This is a genomic window from Hydrogenovibrio sp. (assembly GCF_049975065.1).
Taxonomy (GTDB): Bacteria; Pseudomonadota; Gammaproteobacteria; order Thiomicrospirales; family Thiomicrospiraceae; genus Hydrogenovibrio.
The window spans coordinates 1-24,566 of sequence record NZ_JBNGDN010000022.1; the positions used below are offsets into that span (position 1 = coordinate 1).

The 24,566-nt window shown below is 50.8% G+C and carries 21 protein-coding genes and 1 pseudogene; 4 read left to right on the plus strand and 18 right to left on the minus strand.

Annotated features, from left to right (window positions below):
- The 16 genes from ACP5D0_RS04340 to hldE all read right to left on the minus strand — a co-directional run.
- Window positions 1-393 (minus strand): ectoine synthase (locus ACP5D0_RS04340; RefSeq protein WP_472364363.1); only part of this gene is annotated, 393 nt, incomplete at its 3' end.
- A gap of 39 nt (window positions 394-432) precedes the next feature.
- Window positions 433-1,683: a diaminobutyrate--2-oxoglutarate transaminase gene (gene ectB / locus ACP5D0_RS04345; RefSeq protein ID WP_472364364.1), complete on the minus strand. Its 1,251-nt coding sequence runs from the start codon at window positions 1,681-1,683 to the stop codon at window positions 433-435.
- A 102-nt stretch (window positions 1,684-1,785) separates the two neighbouring features.
- A complete protein-coding gene (ectA, locus tag ACP5D0_RS04350) occupies window positions 1,786-2,313 on the minus strand; it encodes a diaminobutyrate acetyltransferase (RefSeq protein WP_472364365.1) in 528 nt (175 codons plus the stop codon).
- A 446-nt stretch (window positions 2,314-2,759) separates the two neighbouring features.
- The gene (locus tag ACP5D0_RS04355) at window positions 2,760-3,044 is read right to left on the minus strand and encodes a hypothetical protein (RefSeq protein WP_472364366.1); all 285 of its coding nucleotides are present in this window, start codon (window positions 3,042-3,044) and stop codon (window positions 2,760-2,762) included.
- A 67-nt stretch (window positions 3,045-3,111) separates the two neighbouring features.
- Complete coding sequence (locus ACP5D0_RS04360) at window positions 3,112-3,720, minus strand: LPP20 family lipoprotein (protein ID WP_472364367.1); 609 nt, start codon at window positions 3,718-3,720, stop codon at window positions 3,112-3,114.
- Window positions 3,721-3,782: 62 nt separating this feature from the next.
- Window positions 3,783-4,256: a GreA/GreB family elongation factor gene (locus tag ACP5D0_RS04365; RefSeq protein WP_472364368.1), complete on the minus strand. Its 474-nt coding sequence runs from the start codon at window positions 4,254-4,256 to the stop codon at window positions 3,783-3,785.
- Window position 4,257: 1 nt separating this feature from the next.
- Complete coding sequence (locus ACP5D0_RS04370; RefSeq protein ID WP_472364369.1) at window positions 4,258-4,590, minus strand: DUF3392 family protein; 333 nt, start codon at window positions 4,588-4,590, stop codon at window positions 4,258-4,260.
- 239 nt (window positions 4,591-4,829) lie between these two features.
- Complete coding sequence (locus ACP5D0_RS04375) at window positions 4,830-7,265, minus strand: glycogen/starch/alpha-glucan phosphorylase (protein WP_472364385.1); 2,436 nt, start codon at window positions 7,263-7,265, stop codon at window positions 4,830-4,832.
- 112 nt (window positions 7,266-7,377) lie between these two features.
- Window positions 7,378-8,847 carry a glycogen synthase GlgA gene (gene glgA / locus ACP5D0_RS04380; RefSeq protein WP_472364370.1) on the minus strand — a complete coding sequence of 490 codons (1,470 nt, stop codon included), beginning with the start codon at window positions 8,845-8,847 and terminating at the stop codon, window positions 7,378-7,380.
- A 55-nt stretch (window positions 8,848-8,902) separates the two neighbouring features.
- Window positions 8,903-11,083, minus strand: coding sequence for a 1,4-alpha-glucan branching protein GlgB (glgB, locus tag ACP5D0_RS04385; protein ID WP_472364372.1), 2,181 nt, complete (start codon window positions 11,081-11,083; stop codon window positions 8,903-8,905).
- A gap of 45 nt (window positions 11,084-11,128) precedes the next feature.
- Complete coding sequence (gene malQ, locus ACP5D0_RS04390) at window positions 11,129-12,466, minus strand: 4-alpha-glucanotransferase (RefSeq protein WP_472364373.1); 1,338 nt, start codon at window positions 12,464-12,466, stop codon at window positions 11,129-11,131.
- Between the two features lie 35 nt (window positions 12,467-12,501).
- Window positions 12,502-14,229 (minus strand): glycoside hydrolase family 57 protein, encoded by a 1,728-nt coding sequence (locus ACP5D0_RS04395; RefSeq protein WP_472364374.1) that lies wholly within the window; start codon window positions 14,227-14,229, stop codon window positions 12,502-12,504.
- Window positions 14,230-14,283: 54 nt separating this feature from the next.
- The gene (glgC, locus tag ACP5D0_RS04400; protein WP_472364375.1) at window positions 14,284-15,552 is read right to left on the minus strand and encodes a glucose-1-phosphate adenylyltransferase; all 1,269 of its coding nucleotides are present in this window, start codon (window positions 15,550-15,552) and stop codon (window positions 14,284-14,286) included.
- Window positions 15,553-15,663: 111 nt separating this feature from the next.
- Window positions 15,664-16,620, minus strand: coding sequence for a glucokinase (gene glk / locus ACP5D0_RS04405; RefSeq protein WP_472364377.1), 957 nt, complete (start codon window positions 16,618-16,620; stop codon window positions 15,664-15,666).
- Between the two features lie 45 nt (window positions 16,621-16,665).
- Complete coding sequence (locus ACP5D0_RS04410) at window positions 16,666-17,223, minus strand: D-sedoheptulose-7-phosphate isomerase (RefSeq protein ID WP_472364378.1); 558 nt, start codon at window positions 17,221-17,223, stop codon at window positions 16,666-16,668.
- A gap of 45 nt (window positions 17,224-17,268) precedes the next feature.
- On the minus strand, window positions 17,269-18,696 hold the full coding sequence (hldE, locus tag ACP5D0_RS04415; protein WP_472364379.1) for a bifunctional D-glycero-beta-D-manno-heptose-7-phosphate kinase/D-glycero-beta-D-manno-heptose 1-phosphate adenylyltransferase HldE: 1,428 nt from the start codon (window positions 18,694-18,696) through the stop codon (window positions 17,269-17,271).
- A gap of 210 nt (window positions 18,697-18,906) precedes the next feature.
- Between hldE and ACP5D0_RS04420 the strand changes: the two genes are divergently transcribed.
- From ACP5D0_RS04420 to ACP5D0_RS04435, 4 genes are all read left to right on the plus strand, one after another.
- Window positions 18,907-19,575, plus strand: coding sequence for an acyloxyacyl hydrolase (locus ACP5D0_RS04420; protein ID WP_472364380.1), 669 nt, complete (start codon window positions 18,907-18,909; stop codon window positions 19,573-19,575).
- 91 nt (window positions 19,576-19,666) lie between these two features.
- The gene (locus ACP5D0_RS04425) at window positions 19,667-20,602 is read left to right on the plus strand and encodes a KpsF/GutQ family sugar-phosphate isomerase (protein ID WP_472364381.1); all 936 of its coding nucleotides are present in this window, start codon (window positions 19,667-19,669) and stop codon (window positions 20,600-20,602) included.
- 12 nt (window positions 20,603-20,614) lie between these two features.
- On the plus strand, window positions 20,615-21,979 hold the full coding sequence (locus tag ACP5D0_RS04430; protein ID WP_472364382.1) for a 3-deoxy-D-manno-octulosonic acid transferase: 1,365 nt from the start codon (window positions 20,615-20,617) through the stop codon (window positions 21,977-21,979).
- A complete protein-coding gene (locus tag ACP5D0_RS04435; RefSeq protein WP_472364383.1) occupies window positions 21,969-22,805 on the plus strand; it encodes an HDOD domain-containing protein in 837 nt (278 codons plus the stop codon). Before ACP5D0_RS04430 ends, ACP5D0_RS04435 begins: the two co-directional genes overlap by 11 nt.
- Here the strand turns inward: ACP5D0_RS04435 and hemN are convergent.
- Window positions 22,802-24,184 carry an oxygen-independent coproporphyrinogen III oxidase gene (gene hemN / locus ACP5D0_RS04440; RefSeq protein WP_472364384.1) on the minus strand — a complete coding sequence of 461 codons (1,383 nt, stop codon included), beginning with the start codon at window positions 24,182-24,184 and terminating at the stop codon, window positions 22,802-22,804. The two genes, ACP5D0_RS04435 and hemN, sit on opposite strands and share 4 nt — an antisense overlap.
- 43 nt (window positions 24,185-24,227) lie before the next feature.
- A pseudogene (locus ACP5D0_RS04445) lies at window positions 24,228-24,566 on the minus strand (bifunctional 23S rRNA (guanine(2069)-N(7))-methyltransferase RlmK/23S rRNA (guanine(2445)-N(2))-methyltransferase RlmL); the annotation flags it as partial.

The window sequence follows — 24,566 nt, forward strand, 5'->3', positions numbered from 1 at the left end:
GTCCTTAGGCAATTCGTAGGAACCGTCTTTGTCGTGGGTTTCGCGCCCGGTCACTGGCGGGTTAAACACACAGACCATGCGCATTTGAGACCCTTTATTGGCCTTCAGAATATGCTGATCGTGTTCGTTCAAGGCATAAACCGTTCCCTCACGGATGGCGTGCACCTGGCCGTTTTTCTTCTCTTCAATTTCGCCTTCACCTTCAATGCAATAAACTGCTTCCAGGTGATTTTTATACCAGAGGTGCAGCTCTTCACCTTCTTTAATCAAGGTGTCGTGCAACGAAAACCCCATACCGTCTTTCGCCAACAACAGGCGACGACTGGTCCATTGCTTGGAATCGACATCCGCATCGGTGCCGATAATATCATCATATAAATTTCGTACAATCATGCTACTTCCTTATCATTTCATCGGGCTTAGACGGCTCTTTTATCCGACTTTTTCCACCGCGTTTTCCAAAATATCAAACCCTTCATGAATCAACTCTTCCGTAATGACGAGCGGCCCTAGGAACTTGATGACTTCATCACCGGCACCGGCGGTTTCAATAACCAAACCATCTTCAAAGGCTTGCGAACACACTTTTGAGGTGATTTCTGGGTTTTTGAACTCCGCGCCCCAGATCATGCCATGTCCGCGTATTTCGCGCACATGCTGCGGGAAACGCAGCGCCAGCTTTTCCATGCGGGCTTGCACAAGAGCCGAGTTCACCTTCACTTCTTTTGAAAAGCTGTCGTCCGACCAATATTTTTTCAAAGCCACGCTGGAAGACACAAACGCCAAATTATTCCCACGGAAAGTTCCCGAATGTTCACCCGGGCTCCACTGATCCAGCTCCGGCTTCAATAACACCAAAGCCATCGGCTGACCGGCACCAATCGATTTCGACAGGGTGATAATGTCCGGCTGAATGCCCGCACGTTCGAAACTGAAGAAATCGCCGGAACGACCATTACCCACCTGAATTTCATCCGCCACCATCAAAATGTCGAAATCGTCACAGATTTGACACAGATCGCGCAGCCACTGCTCACCGGAAACATTAATGCCACCTTCTGCCTGGATGGTCTCTAATACAATCGCCGCTGGCAATTCTGTGCCACTGGAGGTATCTTCCAAAATCTTGCGCAGATAAGCGATGGTATCGACCTTGTCGCCCAAATATTTATGGAACGGCACCTGAGTGGTGTAGCCCGGCACGCCATAGCTTTCATCGTGGTAATAACTGTTACCAGTGATGCTCAAGGAGCCCATGGACATCCCGTGGAAACCATTGGTAAAGGACATCACTTGCTTACGCCCTTTGACCTTACGGGCAATTTTCAAGGCCGTTTCAATGGCATTGGTTCCGGTTGGACCGACAAACTGGAGTTTATATTCCATGTTGCGCGGCTCCAGTACGTTGTACACAAAGCTTTCGATAAAGTCTTTCTTCGCAACCGTTCCCATGTCCAACGCATGACCAATGCCATCGTTCTTCAAATATTCGATTAAGGCCTCATTAATGTCCGGATTATTGTGGCCGTAGTTCAGAGCACCGGCACCGGCAAAGAAGTCGATGTAACGTTTGCCGTCCACATCCCAGATTTCGGCCATTTTAGATTTATCGAAAATCGTCGGAAACGAACGAATATAACCACGCACTTCCGATTCGTATTTGTTAAATGTGCCTAATGACATATAAATTTCCTCTCAGGTAAATTGTAAAAAATGGTTGGTTCGAGTCTGGCGATTCTCGCCGCTGACGGGACCACACCTTTGTTTGTAAGTCTGTCCTTCCGCTCAAGAGACCAATCGAATGCAATCGCCGGATTCCGGCTGCAAACGATACAACTCTTCGGCTTCATGTCCCAGGTCACCAAAATCCGCTTCGGTAATAAAGGGTTCGACCTGAAGGGTGAGGCCATGCTGTTTGGCAAAGGATTTAAACAACCCTTGCGATGCTTGGTTCGAGGGGCCGATGGTGCAGCACAACTGGCGAATGCTCTCCGGCGGCTGCTGTTGAATTAAAGCACTCAACAAGCGTTTAGCCATGCCTTGACCGCGAAGCGAATCCGAAACGGCGACCTGCCACACAAACAGGCTGCCCGGCACATCTGGCCGATAATAAGCGGAAATAAACCCGGCGATATTCCCCTCATACTCGGCCACCACACAGGTATCGGCGAAATGAGAGGCCTGTAAAAAATACAAGTAACTTGAATTCACATCCAGCGGCGGTGACGCTTGGATGAGCTGGTAAATTGACAAACCGTCTTTCAGAACCGGTTTTCTGAAAGTGACTGTTGCGTTCGATGTTTGAGTGTTCATAGTCTTGTTATCTGAGTCTCTGATTGATTGAAATCTAATGGATTAAAATTAGACGACCAAGCTCTATCGTGCTTTCTATAAAAATCGAAAGGGCGATTCAATGGTTTAGAAGCGTTGAACTCAAAGCCAATGTTTTCCGAAAAGGGAAAAGACTCGCATGAGTAAAAAGATACGATTGGGTCCTCAGGACTGATCCTTTGGATTAGACTTGACCCTTTTATGAGAGAAGGGTCCGAAAAAGTGCAGCGCCTAAACGCAAATGACAGTGTATTAAATACAACTGATAATAAAATGACTTAACCTGCTTGGGTTACTAAATTGACAATATTATAACCGGATTCTTCTGCCAAAGCAAGGCGTTGCACCATTTTAGCGCCTCAAAAAAATCACAACGCCTTGAAATTAAACCTTTTTTACAATTGTATGACGCGAACAGACATTTTGGGCTACAGCTGCCCCGAATCGGACTTGCGCACCCGATAATAATAACGCACCCGATAAGGATCCCGCTCAGTCTCACGTTCAAGCATGTCGGTCATATCTTCAAACAAACCGGGAAACAACACCTCGTAAACTTGCTCCAGCGTCTCCAGATCCGACTCATCCACCGGCACCTCGATAATGCGCAGCTTCGGGCAAGAAAACGCGGTGATGTCCAACGCTTCCAAATTCATACGATCCACTTCAAAATCGTATTCATCCTCATAATGATCTTTAATCACCCATCCCATTGCCAGCCCCTCTTATTTGATAAATGACTTTTGCGCAAGCAAATACCTGACCAAAAAGCACATCTCATCACTGCACGTTTTGGTTCGCAATGTCTTTGGCCATTTCGTCGAAACTCTGTTTCGACTGGAACTGCTGCCACAAAGCTTGGTCATTGTTCATGGAGGTGCGCACGGCTGTTTCAACCACTTTATCCTGGGTGGCTTTATCCATACCGACCAGCGAATATAAACGACCGTTTGGCCCGAGGCGTGTCTGATACACCTTCGAGCCGACCAAGCTTTGATTGGTAATGGTCTTTAGGGTCGAACTCGCGGCCGCATCCACCGTTTCACTGTCGGCCACGCCGGTGGTGCCCAAATACTGCTTCACCATTTTCTGCACTTGAACTTTGACCTGCTCGGCCAAACGTCCACGCCCATCCGCAGCCGCCATGTCTTTCATAAAGCCGATACCCGCTCGCGAAGGCTCAGCGATGCCCACTGCACTGATGGCAATGCCCGTCACCGGTTGGTCACAAATCCAGCCGGGGGCTTCATCATCCGTACCGGGATAAACACAATCCACCACTTCCAGCGGAACCGACGGCTGAACCTCCTCGCTCTTGCTGTCAAACAGACTGCAAGCACTCATTTGAGCGCTTAATAACAACACTCCTGCCATGCGTAATTTTTTCATGTGTGCCTTCCCATAGTTAAAGCGGTTTAAACGACCCAATTAGAGCATTCAAACAACGTTATTCAATAAGTAATCTCAACGATTGTATAGTTCTTGCGCGTGCCATCCGGCCGTGTCACCGTGACAGCTTCATCCAAGGTTTTACCCAGCACTGCTTGGCCTACCGGTGAGGCCACTGAAATTTCATTTTCCGCCAGGCGTGCTTCCAAGCCGCCAACAAGACGATAACGCACGCTTTCACCCAGTGCATCGGTCAACACCACGTAAGCGCCGAAATACACTTTATCCTGACGGCGTGGCTTATCGCGCACCACCTGAATGTCTTTCAAATGACGCTCCAGATAACGGATTTTGCGATCGGTTTCGCGCAATTCTTTTTTCCGGTAGATGTATTCCGCATTTTCCGAACGATCACCCTCGGCCGCAGCCGTGGCAATGGCGCGAACGATTTCGGGGCGTTTCACCTTCCAAAGCTGGCTTAATTCGGCAGACAGTCGATAAAAACCGTCTTGTGTTATGTAGTGTGAAGAGTCCACCCTAGAGGTTGCCTCTTCGATGCGCCAACCAGCCGATGCCCAGAAACAGCAACACGATGACCGGTGACAACCACACATCTGGCAACTGCGCCAGATACGTCATTAACCAGGGTGTGAGCTGTGACGTGATAAATATCAACCCGAAAGCGGCGATCACGCCAAATAAAATCAACTTCAGCATCAGGTTTAAAGCCCCAATCTGTTGACGGACAAAACTCATAATGCTCTGTCCGAAAATAATCAATAAGGTGGCTAATATCGACAAACCGATTTCCGGCAGGTGCGGACGCATCCAAATCGAAACCGAGGTCACAGCTTCCAGCAGAGTTTCCATAAATCCATCCATTACATTGACACTTGACGCCGCTTCGATAAGGCGTTCGAAACGCTCAACGCGTCTTGTACCCCGAATGCAAAACGTTTTAATTTTAAAACAATAAGCGCTGTGCGTGTTTTTGTCAAACCGCTGTTCCATCACAGCCGCTCTGGCAACAAAAAAAGCCCATCCGCATTTGACTGGATCTGGTCAAATGCGGATGGGCTATGTTACCGCCTTGAGGAACTGCAGAGGGTTTATTGCATTTTAATCGGTTTCAGTTTCCAGATATCCTGATTGTATTCCTGCATGGTGCGGTCGGTGGAGAAAATACCGCTGCGCGCCGAATTAATAATGCTCATGGTGTTCCAGCGACTGTGATTCTGGAACGCCAAAGCCACTTCCTCCTGAGCATTCACATAGCTTCGGAAGTCCGCCAAGGTCATCCAACTGTCGTTCGGGTTTTTGAGGCTGTTGATTATCCCATCGAAAATACCCGGCTCCAGCTGATTAAAGTGTCCGGCTTCCAGCAGGCGGAACACATCCTGCAAATCGCTGTCGGTATCAATAAAGCCTTGTGGATGGTAATGCGGACGCAATTCCGCCACTTCCGGCGTTTTCAAGCCAAACAAGAAGAAGTTTTCTTCCCCCACGGCTTCCAGAATTTCAACATTGGCTCCGTCTAGGGTTCCGATGGTCACGGCGCCGTTCATCATAAACTTCATGTTCCCGGTGCCGGAAGCTTCTTTACCGGCGGTGGAAATCTGCTCGGACAGATCCGTACCTGGGGCAATGATTTCCATGGCCGACACATTATAATTCGGAATAAATGCCAGCTTTAATTTGTCACCGACATCCGGGTCGCAATTGACAACTTCGGCCACACTGTTGACCAGCTTAATGATTTTTTTCGCCATGGAATAGCCAGGTGCAGCTTTACCGCCGATAATCACGCTGCGATTGGTCCAGTTTTCCGTGTCGCCTCGTTTAATGCGGGCATAAAGATGAATCACGTGCAGAATATTCAGCAGCTGACGCTTGTATTCGTGAATGCGTTTTACCTGAACGTCAAACAAGGAGGTCACATCGAATTTAACGCCGGTTTCTTTTTCCACCAGATCCGCCAATCGCTGTTTGTTTTGGCGCTTCACCGCCATCCAGGCCTGGCGAAACGGCTTATCGTCCACAAATTTTTCGATTTTGCTTAATTGCGATAAATCGGTAATCCATTCATCGCCGATTTTCTCGTTCAACAAGGCCTTTAAACTCGGGTTGGAACTGGCCATCCAACGACGCTGCGTCACCCCATTGGTTTTGTTATTAAACCGGTCCGGCCACAGCTGATAGAAGTCATTGAACAGACCTTCTTTGAGTAGGCGAGAATGCAATGCGGCCACGCCATTGATTGAGAAGCTGCCCACAATCGCCAAATACGCCATGCACACATAATTATGTTCATCGATAATCGACATCCGTCTTTGACGCTGAACATCACCCGGCCATTTCATGGCCACCTGCTTCATGAAACGGGCATTAATTTCGTAGATAATTTCCAAGACGCGCGGCAGCAACTTCTGGAACAAAGGCACCGACCAACGCTCAAGGGCTTCCGGCAAAAGGGTGTGGTTGGTATACGCCATGGATTTAGACACAATTGACCAGGCCTGATCCCAATGCATTTTATGATCGTCAATTAAAATGCGCATCAGTTCCGCCACCGCCAAACTCGGGTGGGTATCATTGAGCTGAAACACATTCTGCTCGGAAAAGTGGCTGAAATCCTCACCATTTTTCTGAACCCATTGCGCCACCACGTCTTGCAAGGAAGCCGACACCAGGAAATACTGCTGGCGCAAACGCAATTCTTTACCGTTTTCACTGCTGTCGTTCGGATAAAGCACCATGGTAATGTTTTCCGCTTCACTCTTACCGGAAACCGCTTCGAAATAAGAACCCTGGTTAAACTCGGAAAGATTAAACCCTTCGGTGGCTTCCGCCGACCACAAGCGTAGGGTGTTGACCACACCGTTCTGATAACCGGCAATCGGAACATCAAACGGCACGGCAAAGACTTCTTCCGCATCCTCCCAGTGAACGATGAGTTCACCGGTATGCGGGTCGGTGAACTGACGGCTGTGGCCGCCGAACTTAATCACCCGTGTGTACTCAGTTCGCTGAATTTCCCAAGGATAAGAGCCGAACCCAAGCCAGTGATCCGGCTCTTCCACCTGATAACCGTTTTTGATCAGCTGCTTAAACATCCCGTATTCATAACGAAGCCCATACCCCAATACCGGTAGCCCCAGCGTGGCGCAAGAGTCCATAAAACACGCGGCCAAACGCCCCAGACCACCGTTTCCAAGACCGGCATCCTTTTCCGCCTCTTCAATGGTTTCAAGGTTGGCACCCAGTTGATACATGGCTTTTTCAGCCGCGGTATCGATGCCAAGGTTGAGCAAATTATTCGACAAAGAACGCCCAACCAGAAACTCCATCGACAAGTAATAGGCTTTTTTGGTGTCACAGCAATTATAGGCTTTCCAAGTATCCTTCCAGCGCATCATCAAACGATCACGCACCGTATAAGACAAGGCTTTGAATTGATAGTATGCATCGGAATGAATATCGCGACCGAGCATATTGTACAGATAGTGCACAAAATCAATTTCAATGTCTTTTTCTTTCATCCCCATCTGTTTCAATAATTCATAGATATGGGAATCCTGTGTATTTTCCGCTTCCAACTGTTTTTTCTTAGCCATAACCACTCCAAAATTTAATCAATACGGGATAAGCATCGATGCTCTAACTTTTAAACAAATTCAGGTATTGCTTTGCACTGAGATCCCAACTGAAATTCTGCTGCATTCCGGTTTTTTGCAACTTTTGCCAAGTACGTTTTTTGCCAAACAAATAAAGTGCGTGCATCATCGTGGACTTCAACGCATGATGGCTTGGGTCATAAAAGACAAACCCAGTAGCGGTTCCATCGGATAGGTTTTCTTGAGTCGCATTCACAACCGTATCCGCCAATCCACCGGTCGCATGGACAATCGGCGGGGTACCGTACATCAAACTGTACATCTGATTCAAACCGCAAGGCTCAAATCGTGACGGCATTAAAAACAGGTCGGCACCGGCTTCCACCTTGTGCGCCAAGGATTCGGAATACCCAATGTACACCAACACCCTATGCGGATAACGCTGTGACAGCTCACTGATTAAATACTCATAATGATTATCACCACTGCCAACGATGACAAAACGTGCCTGCGTCTGTTCGATCAGCTCCGGCAGCACATCCAACACCAGATCAATGCCCTTTTGCGGCACCAAACGTCCCACCAGGCCTATCACCGGATCCTCAGATTCCAGCACCTCCGGCGGCATGTCCCAGAAATCCAGCATATTTTTCTTGTTCTGCTTTTTGGCGGCCACCCGTCCTTTTTCCGCCGAATAGTTGCGGGCAATGAAACGATCTATGGCTGGATTCCACACGTCACCGTCAATACCGTTCAAGATCCCCACTAAACGCCCTTCCGATTCACGACGAATCAAAGGATCTTGCAGACCATAAGCGTATTCTGGGTAAGTGATCTCACGCGCATAAGACGGACTGACCGTGGTGACCCAATCCGCCATCTGGATACCGGCTTTTAGCATCGACATATTGTTGTAGAATTCGATTCCCCAATGCGGCTCCCACCACTCCCAAGGAAGTTGCAGGCCATCAAACAGCCCCCGAGGGAATAAACCGGCATACGCCATATTGTGAATGGTGAATAACGTCTTAGGTCGATGTGACTCACGGGTCAATAGCGCCGGAACCAGTCCGGTTTGCCAGTCATTGGCCTGCACCACATCCGGCTGCCAATCCAAGCCGACACGGTTCATGGCAATTTCCACAACCGCTTTGGAAAAGACGCCAAAACGCTCGCCATTGTCCCACCAGTCTTTGCCGTCAGGCGCGAGATAAGGGTTGCCGGGGCGATGAAATAATTCAGGGATGTCCACCAGCCAAACCGGAACATCAATGCCTTCAGTTTTCGCTTTCAACAAGCGCACGTGCAGCTCTCGGCCACAGGCGGCGACCATAAAGTCGGCGATCTGCTCGGGCTGAGAAACCGTCTCCCAAATGTCACCGTAAGCGGGAATAACCAAACGCACCTGATGCTTCAAGCGGCGATAGGCATTCGGTAAACTGCCCGAAACGTCCGCCAATCCGCCGGTTTTGATCAGAGGGTGCGCTTCGGAAGTTGCAAACAATATTTTCATGGGGCTGTCTCTTGGTGTCCTGTCGTAAAAGGGTTAAAAAGTATTTCAGGCTTCGTCAAACGTTTTTCCGCTTCAACACCACGGCGGCCAAAGGCGGCAAGGTCAGGGAAGTGGAGTAAGGCAGATTCATCCAGGCCTGGTCGTCAGTGTGCAACGCACCGCCATTGCCCAGATTGCTGCCGCCGTAAAGCTCGGAATCGGTGTTAATCACCTCTTCGTAAAGGCCGGGCTCCGGCAGACCGATGCGATAATCCTCTCTGGGAACCGGGGTAAAATTAAACAAGCAAATCAGCTTTTCCGTTTCCGAAATGCGCATAAAACTTAACACCGACTGTTCATAATCGTGACAGTCCACCCACTGAAACCCTTCGAATTCGAAATCACGTTCGTGCAACGCCGAAGCATGCTTATAGAGGTGATTCAAGTCACGCACCAGCGTTTGCACGCCACGGTGAGCCGCCTGCTCACAGAGATACCAATCCAGTTCAGCATTATCATTCCACTCGTGCCACTGAGCAAACTCACTGCCCATAAACAGCAGCTTTTTGCCCGGATTTAACGTCTGATAAGCCATCAGCAAGCGCATATTGGCCATTTTCTGCCAATCGTCTCCCGGCATTTTACTCACCAGTGCCTTTTTCATGTGCACCACTTCATCGTGCGACAGCGGCAAAATAAAGTTTTCCGAATAGGCATACATCTGGCTGAACGTCAGCTGGTTGTGATGATAGGGACGGTAAATGGGATCTTTTTCAAAAAAGTCCAACGAATCATTCATCCAGCCCATATTCCATTTCATGGAAAAGCCCAAGCCACCCATCCAGGTTGGGCGAGAGACCATCGGCCAAGATGTCGATTCTTCCGCCATCATCACCGCGCCCGGACACTGAGAATGCACCTCGGTATTCAATACTTTCAGAAACTCAATTGCTTCTAGGTTCTCACGACCGCCGTATTCATTCGGAATCCAGTCGCCCTCATCACGCGAATAGTCCAGATACAACATCGCCGCCACCGCATCCACGCGCAAACCATCCAAATGAAACTCTTTCAACCAGTAAAGCGCATTGGCCAGCAAGAAGTTGCTGACTTCATGGCGACCAAAATTGAAGATATAAGTCCCCCAACCTCGATGTTCGCCTTTACGCGGGTCTTCATGTTCATACAAGGCCGTGCCGTCAAAACGCGCCAAGGCAAATTCATCCTTGGGAAAGTGCGCCGGCACCCAATCCAAAAACACACCAATTCCCTGCTGGTGACAGAGATCCACAAAATAACGGAAATCATCCGGTGAACCAAAGCGACTGGTGGGCGCATAATAACCCGATGTCTGATACCCCCAAGATTGATCCAATGGATGTTCGGTAATCGGCAAGAGTTCAATGTGGGTGTAGCCCATCCAGGTCACATATTCAACCAAGCGATCCGCCACTTCACGGTAATTTAAGAAATTCCCCTCGGCATCTCGCTGCCAAGACCCCAGATGAACTTCGTAAACATTAATGGGCGACTGACGCCAATTGTAATGTTCACGCTCCGTCATCCACGCCTGATCCTGCCATTGATAGTCCGACTGATTCACCACGGAACCGGTTCTAGGACGCAGCTCCATCTGGCGTGCGTAAGGGTCGGTTTTCACCAGCGAATGACCTGTGTCGGCATTGCGCACTTCAAATTTGTAAATATCGCCGGGCTGCAACCCAGGAATAAACAATTCCCAAACACCCGAAGTGCCATTGGTACGCATCGGATGGCGTAAGCCGTTCCAACCATTAAAGTCACCAATCACCGATACGCGATTCGCGCCAGGTGCCCAAACGGCAAACTGCACCCCCAAGACACCCTCAATCGTTTTGGGTTGCGCGCCCAAATGATCGTAAATATGCCAGTGACGCCCTTCTGCAAACAAGTGCAAGTCCAGTTCACCCAACTGAGGCCAAAAGGTATAAGGCGAAACGGCGCTGTGCTCAGAGCCGTCCGCTTCTGTCCAATCCACCGCATAATGCGTCGGCAACGTTTTTACCGCTTGCGCGGTCAACTCGGCGTAAAACAGATCCGAACCTTCTACCCGCTTGAGTTCAATACCGTTTACAACCGCCGTTTCGGCGGTGGGCAACCATTCGCGTAATACCCAGGTCTGGCCATTTTCATGCACCCCCAAGACCTGAAATGGGTCATGATGGGTACCGTCTTGTAAACGCTGTAAATCAATTTGCGAAACCATTAATGTTGTCATCTAATTATTTATCCTTTCCGGCTTTCGCTCTGGATTAATTCTAGTCTATCGGTGCGTCTTGTGGACGAGCTCGGCGACTTGTGCCGCGAGCGCCGACGTCAACTGCTGGGCTTTCAGCTGCCACCGCCAGTTGTGATCCATAGTGCCCGGTACATTCATGCGACTGTGATTGTCTAATCCTAAAAAATCTTGCATGGGGATGACCGCTAAATGTGCCACCGATTCAAAAGCCGCTTGAATCAGTGGCCAAGGCATGGGGGCTTGCGTGGCAGGTAACTGCTTGCGCACCCAGTGACGATACTCGTCCGTTTCCAAAGATTGCCACCAACCTAAGGAGGTATCGTTATCATGAGTGCCAGTGTAGACCACAGAGTTTTCCACCTGTTCTTTTAACGAATGCGGATTATCCGGCAAGCCGTTAAAGCCAAACTGTAGCACCGACATACCCGGCAAATCAAACTGCTCTTTCAACGCCACCACTTCCGGGGTAATGATGCCTAAATCTTCCGCCACCAGTGGCAACTTCGCAAAGGTTTCCTGCAAGGTTTTCAACAAGGCCGCACCGGGTACCTTGACCCAATGGCCGTTCATGGCGGTTTCTTCGGCGGCATCGATTTCCCAACAGGCTTCCAACCCCCGGAAATGATCGATACGGATCAAATCGAACAATTCCAGTTCACCACGAACGCGCTGCAACCACCACTGAAAGCCGTCCGCCTGCATCACTTCCCAGTCGTAATGCGGGTTCCCCCAACGCTGACCGGTTTCGGAAAAATAATCCGGCGGCACGCCGGTGACCACAGTCGGTTGGCCGGTTGCATCCAGTTTGAATTGATGCGGATTGGCCCAAACATCGGCACTGTCGTAAGCCACAAAAATCGGCATATCGCCAAAAAGGGCTATGCCTTTGGCATTGGCCGCCGTTTTCAACGCCATCCAGTTTTTACGCAACATATATTGCTGGCGTTTTAAGTGATCGACTTCGGTTGCGTGGGTTTTAGCAAAATCCGCTAAGGCTTGCTTGCCACGATTGCGATAAGCGGTCGGCCATTGCGACCAAGAGGTTTGATTAAAATGATTGCGCAACGTCATAAACAACGCATAGTTCTGCAACCAATGCGGCGGATCGGCCAGAAATTGACGATAGCCTTTTTCATCCAGCCGCGCCTCCCAGTCCTCAGGCAACAGCGCCGGATTCATGGCGAATGCCGACACACTCTGGTAAGGCGACAAGCCTTGCACGGGTTCGCTCAAAGGCAGCATCTGCCAAACCCGCAGCCCTGCCTGTTCCATCCAGTCTAAAAATTGCCAGGCCTGGTCATCTATTCGACCGGAAGGGAGCGAAGTGGGGTGTAAGAGCACACCGGCTTTTCGTTGTCGCATATCGTCATTAATCCTTTAATCCTGCAAACACCGCATCAGTTGCGGCGCATGGTACCGGCGTTTTCCATATCCCCACCGCCGTGCGAAAGCGGAATGGTCAGCGTTTCCGGTGATTTTTCACCCAATAAATTGTAGAGTTTTTGCAAGTGGCGTCGATAGAGTTGATCAAAGTCCCGCACACTGCCAGACGGATTGTAATCCCCAAACCACCAGAACCAATCGGACCCCTCGCACACCGCTAATTGTTCTGTGGCCAAGCGTGCCTCGTCTTTAGACAGTTTGCCGGAAGCCATCACATTATCGAATGTCTGTTTCGCCGCCACCAACAAATCCCAAGCGGCATTTTTATCCGCCTCCCCAATCCAAGTGGAAAAGGAACCATAGACCCAACTGCCGGCTTTGAGCATCGGCAAATGCCTTGGGCGCACACCACTGTCAAGCACCTCGGAAAAGGTGGTCATCTCCACTTGAGGGTGTTTGGTCAGAGTGTCGTAGAGTGCCGACAAAAAATGACACGCATTGTCGCGGTAATATTCCCAAGCATTCTCACCGTCCAACACCACCGTCACCACATAATCTTCGACATCATCGCCTAACGCATTGGCAATGTTTTGAAGATTATGGGCGAAATTATTGGCGGCATCCTGCGGTGCCCAGTCTTTGTATTGAAAGCCAATCAGGTCGGACATGCCATCGTCACGAAAGAACATGGCGCAGTTTTGCGTGGCATGTTGCAAAGGTTGATAGAGGGCGCGCTTAGAGACAATATCATGGTGATTCAAATGCGACGCCTCGCACGAATGACGCCACACCCCTTCGCCGGAGGCCGTCCAATCCATTTCGTAATGATCCAGCAAACCGACCGCCGCCGGACTGACCGCCCCTTCCGACAACCAAATCCCTCGCGGCTTGACTCCGAAATGCGATTTAAACACCTTAAACCCATGCTCCATATGCCACTTGGCACGATCGTAACCATCCGGATAACAGGCCGATTTGGGCATGGGCGCCTCCGGCTGCGCGTCTTTCATGCTATTAAAATCAATTAGCAAGGGTACGATCGGGTGACCATAAGGCGTCATGGAAATTTCAATCTGCCCAGCTTCCATCAATCGGCGATAACGCGGCACCACCCCTTCGATGGCATCGGCAATGACCTCAACCATGGTTCTTTGATCGCTCAACGTGAAATGCGCCTGACGCATTCCAGTTTCGATTAAACGCTTAACACGCTTATCCTCACGCCGCAGACTTTGCCCCATCCACGCGAGGTGATACCACATCAACATATCGACAAAGTACTGCTCGTTAAAGTAGGTAAGGCACTGCGCATTTTCCGCCAGCGTTTTTTCATCGCAATTGGACATGTCCAATAAACGCCGAAACGGCGGAAAGGTATCAATCATCGTGGGCGCAAAGGCTTTCTGACAGGCCTGGATAATTTCAAGTCGCTGCTCAACGTCATCGGTAATCGGCGCCTCACCCGACACCCAATTCAATAACGCATCCTGCACATGGGTGCCGTTTTTCAACCAAGCGCGCATTTGACGCGCATAGTCGGATAGCTGCTCCAGCAAAACCGGCGCAAAGTTCACCACCACCTTGGCCTGGGGCTGCCGCTCCAAGTGCGACACCATATCGGTGTAATCCTTAATCGCATGCAAATACACCCAAGGCAATCGGTATTCGCCATTCAAGCCATCCCGATAGTGCGGCTGGTGCATATGCCAACAAAGAACCAACTTAATTTTTTTTAATTCCATAACCATACTTGATTTGAGTGCTTATTGTTTAAATGAACGAACAGTGTAACGCAACTAACGCGTCACATGCACCTTCTGACCAAGCATTTCCGGTGTCACCAAGACAATGCCCGACGCTTCCTCCACATAAAACCGTCTTTCGTCTTCGGCACGATCTTCGCCGATAATGGTGCCTTCGGGAATAATGCAACCTTTGTCCACGACGGCGTTCTGAATGCGACAGTTTCGGTGAACTTCCACTCGCGGCAATAAAACCGAGTCTTTAATCAGGCTGTAACTGTGAATACGCCCGCCACTGGAAATGACCGAACGTTTAATACGCGCACCGGAAATAATGCAACCGCCCGCCACCAGAGAGTCAATCGCCTCGCCGCGACGCCCCTCGTCATCAAAAATAAACTTGGCTGGCGGCATCTGTGCCTGATACGTCCATATTGGCCAGTTTTCATCGTACAAATTCAGTTCTGGGGTAATGGAGCACAAATCCATACTGGCTTTCCAGTAAGACTCGATGGTGCCGACGTCACGCCAATAAACCGGCTCCGAATTTTCATCCTGGAACGGAAAGGCACGCACATTCCACCCTTCAATCACCGATGGGATAATATCCTTGCCGAAATCACGCGACGAGCCAATTTTGTCAGCATCCTCAATCAGCTTCTGGAACAGGAACTCCGTGGAAAACACATAAATCCCCATGGAAGCCAAGGCTTTATCCGGCTTGCCAGGCATGGCCTCTGGGTCGGCGGGTTTTTCAGTGAATTTGGTAATTTCATAATCATCATTCACCGACATCACCCCAAAACCGGTGGCGTCCATGCGCGGCACTTCGATACAACCAATGGTCACATCCGCACCCGATTCAGCGTGATCGTACAGCATCTTACTGTAATCCATTGAATAAATATGATCGCCGCCCAGCACCAACACATATTCCGGCGTATGGCGACGGAGAATGTCCAAATTCTGATACAAAGCATCCGCCGTACCTTCATACCAGCCTTTATGCACTCGCTGCTGCGCCGGCAGCAATTCAACAAACTCACCCACCTCATAACGCATGAAAGACCAAGCACGTTGGATGTGGCGAATCAAGGAATGCGATTTATATTGCGTCAAGACGCCAATTTTTCGAATGCCCGAATTCACACAGTTCGACAGAACAAAATCAATAATGCGATACTTGCCACCGAATGGCACCGCAGGCTTGGCGCGCCATTGAGTCAACTCCTTTAAGCGACTGCCCTCGCCACCGGCCAATACCAGCGCCAGCGTTTTTCGGGTTAAGTCGGTCGCGGTTTTTGTTTCGCTGTAATATTTCATCTTTGTTACCTCCTCCGGTAATGCAACCGACCCTTAATCTCTGTCGGTAAGTTGTTGTTATTTAAGCCAGCTGCAGACGCATACCCTGCCCCAGCATAGGTTCGAAATGTTTCAGGACACCAAAGATCGCGCGCGCTTCACCGCGCCCAGCAACCCGACGGACTCGTTCACCACAAGATGAATCGGAAAGGTTTCCACGATCTTTTTCATGCGCCCTTTGTTTAAAAAGGCGTGAATAAAGCGCGGCTGCGTCATCCAATCCTGAATTTTCGGTGCAATGCCGCCTGCCACATAAATACCCGCTTGGCATTCCCAGATCAGCGCGGCATTACCAATATAGGCACCGTAAATTTCCACAAACGTGTCCAGTGTCTGAATGGCAATACGCTCACCTTGCAAGGCCGCTTGGCGAATTTCCGACGCATTGATGCCGTGTTTACCGTGCCCGTGGGATTGAAGGCTGTAAAAAAAATACAGCGTTTCCAAACCTTCACCGGACAGCAACCGTTCGTACGAAACGTGCGACCATTTATTGCGCAACCAGGTTAAAATCTTATCCTGCTCAAGATTCAAAGGGGCAAAATCCACGTGCCCTCCTTCTGACGGCTGGGGAATAAACGCCCCGTTACAATTCTTCACCGGCGCCACACCCAAACCAGAACCCGCGCCAATGACCAGACGATTGCCATCCGGATTGAATTCACCTTTCTGCAGACAGACCAGATCAGCCTCTTCAAGCTCGTCCACCCCGAGCGCAGCGGCATAAAAATCGTTAATAATGTCCACACGACCAATGCCACACTCCGACTCCAACGCATCGGCATCCACCGACCAAGGCAAGTTCGTCAATTGCGCCCGGCGACCTTCCACCGGCCCGGGCAAGCCCAAGCAAGCCGCGTCCAGCGATGGCAGATCAAACGCTTTCTGAAAGGTTTGAATCATGTCGGTCAGAGAACGAAAATCCGCGCTCAAATAGCGTTTTTCCGCCAACATCACGTCGCGACCCACATCAATGGCACGCAACAGCACCTTTGTTGCACCCACATCGGCTGCTAGAATATTCGGCATTTTTCCCCCGATAAACCCATCTTAAAATTTAATCTATTAAATTCATTAATCAAACGCCGCGTCCAACCCTTCACACAAAAGATGACTGATAAAACTGTGTGCCTCCTGAATTCGCGCCGTTTCATTCGAGTTGACTTGAAAACAGAAATCCGCCAATTCCGCCAGCACTGTGGGCTGCTTACCGGTCATTGCCACGGTCAGGCAACCCAGTCGTTGCGCCGCTTCCATTCCTTTCACCACATTGACGCTTTGGCCGGACGTTGTCAAACCAATCACAATATCGCCAGGCTTGGCCAACCCTTCGATTTGACGGGAGAACACCGTTTCAAATTCGAAGTCATTGGTGTGCGCCGTCAAAATCGACGTATCCGTTGTCAGCGCAATGGACGCCAGAGGGGCGCGGTTTTTCACATAACGCACCATCAGTTCAGCGGCCATGTGCTGTGCATCGGCGGCACTGCCGCCATTTCCCATCCAAAGCACTTTATGCCCTTGTTTGAGTCCGTCCGTCATTTTAGCAACCAGCTCCGTCAGCAACTGTGACGATTCGGTTACAGATTCTATGGCCTGATAATGCGCCTGCATAGCGCGTTCTAAATTCATTTCACATTCTTTCCATGATTGACAAGTCAACAAAACGCGTGAGGTTCAAACCGAATCAGGGGTTTGAATCTTATCCACCATCCGCGTGGTGGAATAACCGTCCCAAAACGACAACACCGCCACCTCACCGCCGTTGTCCCACACACATGGCGCACCGGCAATTTCTTCGGGACGATAATCACCGCCTTTGACGAGCACATCGGGCAGCAGCTTGCAGATGAGTCGCTCGGGGGTATCCTCATAAAACGGCACCACCCAATCCACACAACTGAGTGCGGACAGCAATTCCATGCGACCTTCCAGCGGCACTATGGGGCGAGATTCCCCTTTCAAACGCTTGACCGATTCATCGGAATTGACACCGACAATCAACCGATCCCCGCGATTGGCCGCCTCGTTCAGGTAACGCACATGACCACTGTGAAGCAGATCAAAGCAACCGTTGGTAAACACCACCTTATGCCCTTGCTGCTGCGCCAAGCGAATCAGCGAAGTCACCTCGTCTTCCGACATCGACACATACGCCTTGTGACGCATGGCGGCATTGAGCTGCGCTTCCAACTCGACACGAGTGACGATGGAGGTGCCGACTTTGCGAACCACAATTCCGGCGGCTTCATTGGCAATGCGCATCGCCTCCGGCCAATGCATGCCGCTGCCGAACGCCGTGGCCAGCGCCGCAATGACCGTATCGCCTGCACCGGTCACATCAAACACTTCTTGCGCACGGGAGGTCATTAAAGTAGGCGGGCGGTTTTTTTCCACCAACGCCATGCCATGCTCGCTGCGCGTCACCAAAAGCGCTTCAAACCCCAGCCGTTCAATCAGGGATTGAGCCTGTGCCACCAGAGCTTCTTCCGTGGCGCATGCGCCGACAATCTGCTCGAACTCACCCTGATTCGGCTTCACCAGCGTCGCACCTCGGTAACGGCTGAAATCGTCGCCTTTCGGATCAACCAACACCGGCACCGAGTGGCGTTTCGCCGCGGCAATCATCGCTGCCACCGACTGCAAAGCGCCCTTGGCGTAATCCGACACCACCACCACATCAAAATCCGCAACCGCATCGGCAAACTTTTTCGCCAACGCCTCCGAATCCGCAACCGGCACGGCGTTTTCAAAATCCATTCGAATTAACTGTTGATGATGGCTCAACACTCGAAGCTTACAAATCGTGCCCGCCTCGGAAATCACCCAATCGTAGGGCACCTGCGCCGCATCCAATACCTGGGACAACTGAGTACCGAAAGGGTCATGCCCCACCACGCCCAGCAACCGAACCTGCGCGCCGAGGGCGGCTATGTTCAAGGCCACATTCGCCGCCCCGCCAGCGCGGACATCTTCATCCGCCACTTTCACCACCGGCACCGGCGCTTCAGGTGAAATGCGCCCCGCACGACCGGACCAGTACTGATCCAGCATCACATCCCCGACGACTAAAACGCGGGTTTTGGAAAAATCGTTCATTTTCATTATTTGATTGGTCTAGAATATTGCAATATTTTTTAATATTTTTTGAAACAAAGTTCCAACATAGTTTGAACGTTACTTCAAACCGAATTGAAATCAAAACTGGGAAATCGAACTTGTCAGCGATTTCAACCGTCGCTTTGAGTTTTCGTACAACCCCATCCGCAAGGCTTCCACTGAGGCCTAGTTAAAGTCTAACAGGATTCTAATTAAATGTTCGCATTTCAAACAAGTCGCACCCCACTTTTTTACCGTTTGATCGGCCTGAGCCTGGTGTTATTAACCCTAAGCTCAAAACCCCAAGCCGACACCTCAAACGATTGGCTGATGAACGCCGCCATTATCGGAGCCATTGGCTCACTCGGTTATGCCTGCTACGAGGGTCAAGCACCCTGCTCATTCAACCCCAGCCTCAACACCGACAAGCTGACGCTCAGTTACGACATCGGCGCAGACGACACCATTCAAAACAACCGTTTGGCACTCGGTGCCGACTGGCAGGAACCGCTGTTCGACAACGCCCGTTTTCGCATTGGCGGACGCTGGGAAATCAATGCCAACTACTGGTATTCCACCCGCAAAGACCCGGACGAGTCCAATGGCTACATTGTCGGCCTGACCCCTGTTTTTCATTACCTGTGGAAAGCCGGCCGCTACAACCCTTACTTGGAGCTGGGCGGCGGCCCGCAATACCTTTCCAGCGCCACCATCGAGAACGAATTCAAGTCCACTCAATTTCAGTTCGGCAGCCTTCTCGGCTTAGGGGTGGAAAGCGATCGGTTTGAAATCGGCTATCGCTATTTGCACATTTCCAATGCCAATATCGAGTTGCCCAACCCCGGCACCGATTTCCACAACCTGCATTTGGGCTACAAATTTTAACCCGATTGCTCGCCCGGACGGATACCCATTGCAGCGCCATTCGGGTTAGAATGCTTTTAAATTGATCACAAATACAGTTACAAGGATTTCCATGAGCGCCATTGACATTGCTTGCCGTGTTTTCGACATTGAAGCCGAAGCGCTTCACTCCGTCAAACAACTGCTGAACAGCGACTTTGAAAAAAGTGTTGCGGCCATTCTCAACACCAGCGGACGCTTGGTGATTTGCGGCATGGGCAAATCCGGTCTCATCGGTAAAAAAATCATGGCCACCCTCGCCAGCACTGGCACCCCCTGTTTTTTCATGCACCCGGGCGAAGCCTTTCATGGCGATTTGGGGATGGTTTCCCCTGAAGATGTGTTTTTGGCGATTTCCAACTCCGGCGAAACCGACGAAGTGATCAAGCTGATTCCGTTTTTAAAAGACAACGGCAACATCATCATTGCCATGACCGGACGCCCCGAATCCACTCTGGCGAAAAACGCCGAATGCCATTTGAACATTGCCGTACCGCAAGAAGCCTGCCCGCACCAACTGGCTCCAACGTCCTCCACCACCGCCACCCTGGTGATGGGCGATGCACTCGCGGTGGCGCTGATGGAAGCGCGTCATTTCCAACCGCAAGATTTTGCCCGTTTTCACCCAGGCGGCAGCTTGGGACGCAAACTCTTGACCCGTGTCAAACATGAAATGAAAACCGAGAACCTGCCTTTTGTCTCCGCCGAGTCCAATATGAAAGACGTGATACACACCATGACCGACGGACGTCTTGGACTGTGCATTGTCAATAACGGCGAAGGCATTATTACCGACGGTGACCTGCGCCGACAAATGGAAGAAAGCCCTGAAACCTTTATGCAAAAAACCGCTGCCGACATTATGAAACGAGCCCCCAAAACCATTGATGCGGAAGCGCGCTTATCCGATGCCGAAGACATGATGACGCAACAAAAAATCACCTCGTTACTGGTATCGGAACAAAACCGCATTGTCGGCGTTATTCAAATTTACGACCTCAACCGATAACGACGGCTGACGATGGGACTTTGGCTTTACCGACTTCTATTATTTTTGGCGTTTCCACTGATTGCCTATTCCGGCTGGAAGCGCTGCCGGAAAGCCGATAGACTCGCTCGTCAGGAAAACGATTATGCGCCGATTCCGCAATGCTTTCGCGCCCGGTTCGGCTGGAACACGCCATCATTTCAAAAAGGCGGCATTTGGATACACGCCGTTTCCGTCGGCGAAACCCGCTCAATCTTCCCCCTTCTGACGGAGCTGAAAGCACAATATCCAAACCTGCCCATCACTGTGACCAGCGGTTCAACGCAAGGGGCGCAGCAAGCCCTACGCTTCGCACCGGTGCCGGTTCAGCATCAAATGATTCCATACGATTATCCCGGAGCGGTACAACGTTTTCTGGATAACATCGCTCCCAAACTGGTGATTATGGTGGAAACCGAAATCTGGCCGAATTTATACCAGGCCTGCCACGCGCGTCAAATACCGCTGGTGCTGGCCAATGCTCGCCTGAAAGAAAAATCCTTTGATGCTTACCGAAAATGGGGCGGCGCTTTGATTCGCCGTGCGCTGAATCAAACACAACTGATTGCCAGCCAGTTCGACATGGACACGGCGCACCTGCTGGCACTGGGCGCCGAACCGCAACGCATTCAACAACTGGGCAATTTAAAATCGGATATCGACATTCCGCCAGGCCTGGCGGAAAATGCCCAGGCCTGGCGAAACACGGCCGATTCTAAAAATCGCTTTATCTGGGTGGCGGCCAGCACCCACGGTGCCGTCCCGCCCGAACAAACCCCGGAAGAAGACTTAGCCGTCAGCGCCCATCGAACCTTGCTTAACGAACAGCCGGACGCACTGCTGATCATCGCTCCGCGTCACACCGACCGTTTTGACGATGTCGCGGAACGGCTGTCTCAATCTCAGTTAAAAATCGCCATACGTTCACGCGGCGATACCGTCACCGCCGACACCCAGGTTTATCTGGCCGACACCATTGGCGAAATGATGCTTTGGTACCAAGTCGCCAATGTGGCCTTTGTCGGCGGCAGCTTGGTGCCCTTCGGCGGGCACAATCCGCTGGAACCGGCGGCGCTGAAAAAACCGATTGTATCCGGCATTCATGTCCAGAATCTCAAAGCCCTCTACCAAACTTTTCAGCAAGACCAGGCGGTCACCTTGGTGGACAATGCCGCAGCCCTTGCACAACAGCTGATTCGCCTTGCGCAGAACACCGTTTTGCAATTTGAGGCCGGACAAAGCGCCTATCAATGTTTTCAAAACCAGTCCGGTGCTCTGGCGCGCTTTTTAACCGCCATCGAACCCTTTTTAATTGCCAACACTCAAACACCCAACGGAAATTCACACCATGTCTCTTAAAAACCAAGTTGATGTCGCCCGCCAGCTGCTACGAAACCACCCTGTGGCCACCGTTCCGAAAGAAGTGATGGAGCTGCGTAATTTACTGGATTTGTACGATTTTCCGGAACCGGCTAAAATCAAAGAATTGGTGTCTCACAGCCCCAGTCTGGCGGGCGATCTGGTGCGTCTGGCGAATAAACTCAGTCAAAAAAGTTCGCACCCCAAAAGCATCCAGTCCATCGACAACGCCATTGATTTTCTCGGACTGAAAAACATCAAACATTATGTATTCTGCGTGCAGATTCAAAAAATGCTCGACGCCAGTCTGGTGAATGGCCTGTCCTACCACAGCATCGTCATTGCCGACACCCTGGTGGTGTTGTCGAAACAACTCAAACTGCTCAACAGTGCCGAAGCCTATATGTTTGGGCTGGTGCACGACATCGGCACCTTTTTGTTTGCCGAACTGGATCAACTCCACCCCACCACCTTTGTCTCCAGCTTGGTGAACTACTATCGCCTGCACCAAAACGAGTATGATCACTTTGGCACCACCCACAGTGCGGTGGGGTATGTCATGACCAAGGAATGGGGGCTGCGGGATGAAGTCTGTAAAGCGATTTTGCTGCACCATGAAGATGGGCTTTGCCGAATCAAAGACCCGCTGATTCGCCAACTGACGGCGATGCTGGAACTGGCGCACTTCCTCACGCTGGAGCACAAAAAAGACCTGCACAACACCGAATTGGAAGCCGTCGAAATGGATGCCGTCAAAGCACTGGAGATGACCGAAGACGACCTGAATCAGGCACGGCACACCCTATCCAAACGCCTTTCGCATTAAATCACTTTGGAAAAGCGGTTTTGCGCATCCGGTTTTAAATAGGCGTCGAACACCATGCAGATATTGCGAATCAGCAAGCGCCCGGCGGCGGTGACGTATAAATCCGTTTCCGTCAACTCAATCAAACCGTCGTCCACCATCGGTGCCAACCTCGGCAAAGCCTGTTCAAAATACTCATTGAACACAATCCCCCAGGCCTGCTCGACCTTGGCAAAATTCAAGTGAAAGTGGCTGATCAAACGCGTAATCACATCCCGTCTCAATTCATCGTCTTCGGTCAAGGTCACGCCGCGAAACACCGCCAAATGCCCGGCATCAATCGCCGCATAATAGTCGTTTAGCGATTTATAGTTTTGCGCATAGGTATTGTTGATCAACGAAATCGAGGTCGCCCCCATGCCGATCAAGTCGCATTCGGCGTGGGTGGAATAGCCTTGGAAATTGCGATACAGGGTTTCGTTGCGTTGCGCCACCGCCAGTTCGTCGTCCGGTTTGGCAAAATGATCCATCCCGATGTACACATAACCCGCCTCCAACAACCGGTTGGTGGTGGCATGCAAAATCGCCAGCTTTTCATCCGGCGACGGCATATCGGCTTCGTTCATTTTCTTTTGGGTCGGGAACATACTCGGCATGTGCGCGTAGTTGAACACCGAAAAACGATCCGGTTCCACCGCCAACACCTTATCCAAGGTCGCCATAAACCCGGCTTCGGTCTGATGCGGCAAGCCATAAATCAAATCCACGTTGACCGACATAAACCCGGCTTCCCGCGCGCCTTCCAACACGTCAAAGGTTTGGGCTTCGGTCTGAATGCGGTTCACCGCTTTCTGCACTTTCGGGTCAAAATCCTGCACCCCAAGGCTCATACGGTTAAAGCCCAGGTCTCGCAACAGTTTGACGGATTCTTTATTCGCTTCGCGTGGGTCGATTTCAATCGAATACTCGCCGGAATCATCGTCGTGGAGATTAAAGTGTTGGCGCGTCACCGTCATCAATTCGCGCATTTCATCCATATTGATGAAGGTCGGTGTGCCGCCACCCCAATGCAACTGATCCACTTTACGGTTGGGGTCGAACAGTTTGGATTGCATTTCGATTTCGCGATACAAACGTTGCAGGTAAGGCGTGGTTTTGCTGCGGTCCCGCGTCCAAACCTTGTTACAGGCACAGAAAAAACACACTGTATCGCAAAACGGGATATGGAAATACAGCGACAGATTACGGTTCGAGGCATTACTACGCTCGGCCGCCGCCTGATACTCGGGAAGGCCGAAGGATTCGTCAAACTGCACCGCCGTCGGATAGGACGTATACCTCGGTCCGGACTGGTTATAGCGTTTAATCAAATCTTCGTCGAATCGAATACTCTGTTCCATACGGGTTTCCTATCGCTTAATCATTAATGGTTTGAAGGCGGCTTCATTTCGCCGAAAACACCCAGGCCTGGTGGATTTTTGGATTGCGGGCAAAGTCCTTCGGCAAGGTGCGCTGGGTGATGTTTTCAATGGCCCAATCGTCAGCAAAAGCCGCCGCATCCAGCTTGAACTTGCGCAAATTGTTCGAGAACACCAAATGCCCACCGGGTGCCAATAATCTTAACGTTTTAGCGATCAAGTCCACATGATCCCGCTGAATATCCAAGGTGCCTTCCATCCGTTTGGAGGTCGAAAAGGACGGCGGGTCGAGGAAAATCACATCAAAGGTCTCGGACGGGCTTTTAGACGAACCATCGGTTTCCTTGTCCAACCACTCCAAGAC

What these genes read in the sequence shown, in the direction of transcription:
- ectB (WP_472364364.1), bottom strand. Translation starts at nt 1,683, where the DNA reads ATGTCATTAGGCACATTTAACAAATACGAATCGGAAGTGCGTGGTTAT.
- ectA (WP_472364365.1), bottom strand. Translation starts at nt 2,313, where the DNA reads ATGAACACTCAAACATCGAACGCAACAGTCACTTTCAGAAAACCGGTT.
- ACP5D0_RS04355 (WP_472364366.1), bottom strand. Translation starts at nt 3,044, where the DNA reads ATGGGATGGGTGATTAAAGATCATTATGAGGATGAATACGATTTTGAA.
- ACP5D0_RS04360 (WP_472364367.1), bottom strand. Translation starts at nt 3,720, where the DNA reads ATGAAAAAATTACGCATGGCAGGAGTGTTGTTATTAAGCGCTCAAATG.
- ACP5D0_RS04370 (WP_472364369.1), bottom strand. Translation starts at nt 4,590, where the DNA reads ATGGAAACTCTGCTGGAAGCTGTGACCTCGGTTTCGATTTGGATGCGT.
- ACP5D0_RS04375 (WP_472364385.1), bottom strand. Translation starts at nt 7,265, where the DNA reads ATGGGGATGAAAGAAAAAGACATTGAAATTGATTTTGTGCACTATCTG.
- glgA (WP_472364370.1), bottom strand. Translation starts at nt 8,847, where the DNA reads ATGAAAATATTGTTTGCAACTTCCGAAGCGCACCCTCTGATCAAAACC.
- glgB (WP_472364372.1), bottom strand. Translation starts at nt 11,083, where the DNA reads ATGACAACATTAATGGTTTCGCAAATTGATTTACAGCGTTTACAAGAC.
- malQ (WP_472364373.1), bottom strand. Translation starts at nt 12,466, where the DNA reads ATGCGACAACGAAAAGCCGGTGTGCTCTTACACCCCACTTCGCTCCCT.
- ACP5D0_RS04395 (WP_472364374.1), bottom strand. Translation starts at nt 14,229, where the DNA reads ATGGAATTAAAAAAAATTAAGTTGGTTCTTTGTTGGCATATGCACCAG.
- glgC (WP_472364375.1), bottom strand. Translation starts at nt 15,552, where the DNA reads ATGAAATATTACAGCGAAACAAAAACCGCGACCGACTTAACCCGAAAA.
- glk (WP_472364377.1), bottom strand. Translation starts at nt 16,620, where the DNA reads ATGCCGAATATTCTAGCAGCCGATGTGGGTGCAACAAAGGTGCTGTTG.
- ACP5D0_RS04410 (WP_472364378.1), bottom strand. Translation starts at nt 17,223, where the DNA reads ATGAATTTAGAACGCGCTATGCAGGCGCATTATCAGGCCATAGAATCT.
- hldE (WP_472364379.1), bottom strand. Translation starts at nt 18,696, where the DNA reads ATGAAAATGAACGATTTTTCCAAAACCCGCGTTTTAGTCGTCGGGGAT.
- ACP5D0_RS04420 (WP_472364380.1), top strand. Translation starts at nt 18,907, where the DNA reads ATGTTCGCATTTCAAACAAGTCGCACCCCACTTTTTTACCGTTTGATC.
- ACP5D0_RS04425 (WP_472364381.1), top strand. Translation starts at nt 19,667, where the DNA reads ATGAGCGCCATTGACATTGCTTGCCGTGTTTTCGACATTGAAGCCGAA.
- ACP5D0_RS04430 (WP_472364382.1), top strand. Translation starts at nt 20,615, where the DNA reads ATGGGACTTTGGCTTTACCGACTTCTATTATTTTTGGCGTTTCCACTG.
- ACP5D0_RS04435 (WP_472364383.1), top strand. Translation starts at nt 21,969, where the DNA reads ATGTCTCTTAAAAACCAAGTTGATGTCGCCCGCCAGCTGCTACGAAAC.
- hemN (WP_472364384.1), bottom strand. Translation starts at nt 24,184, where the DNA reads ATGGAACAGAGTATTCGATTCGACGAAGATTTGATTAAACGCTATAAC.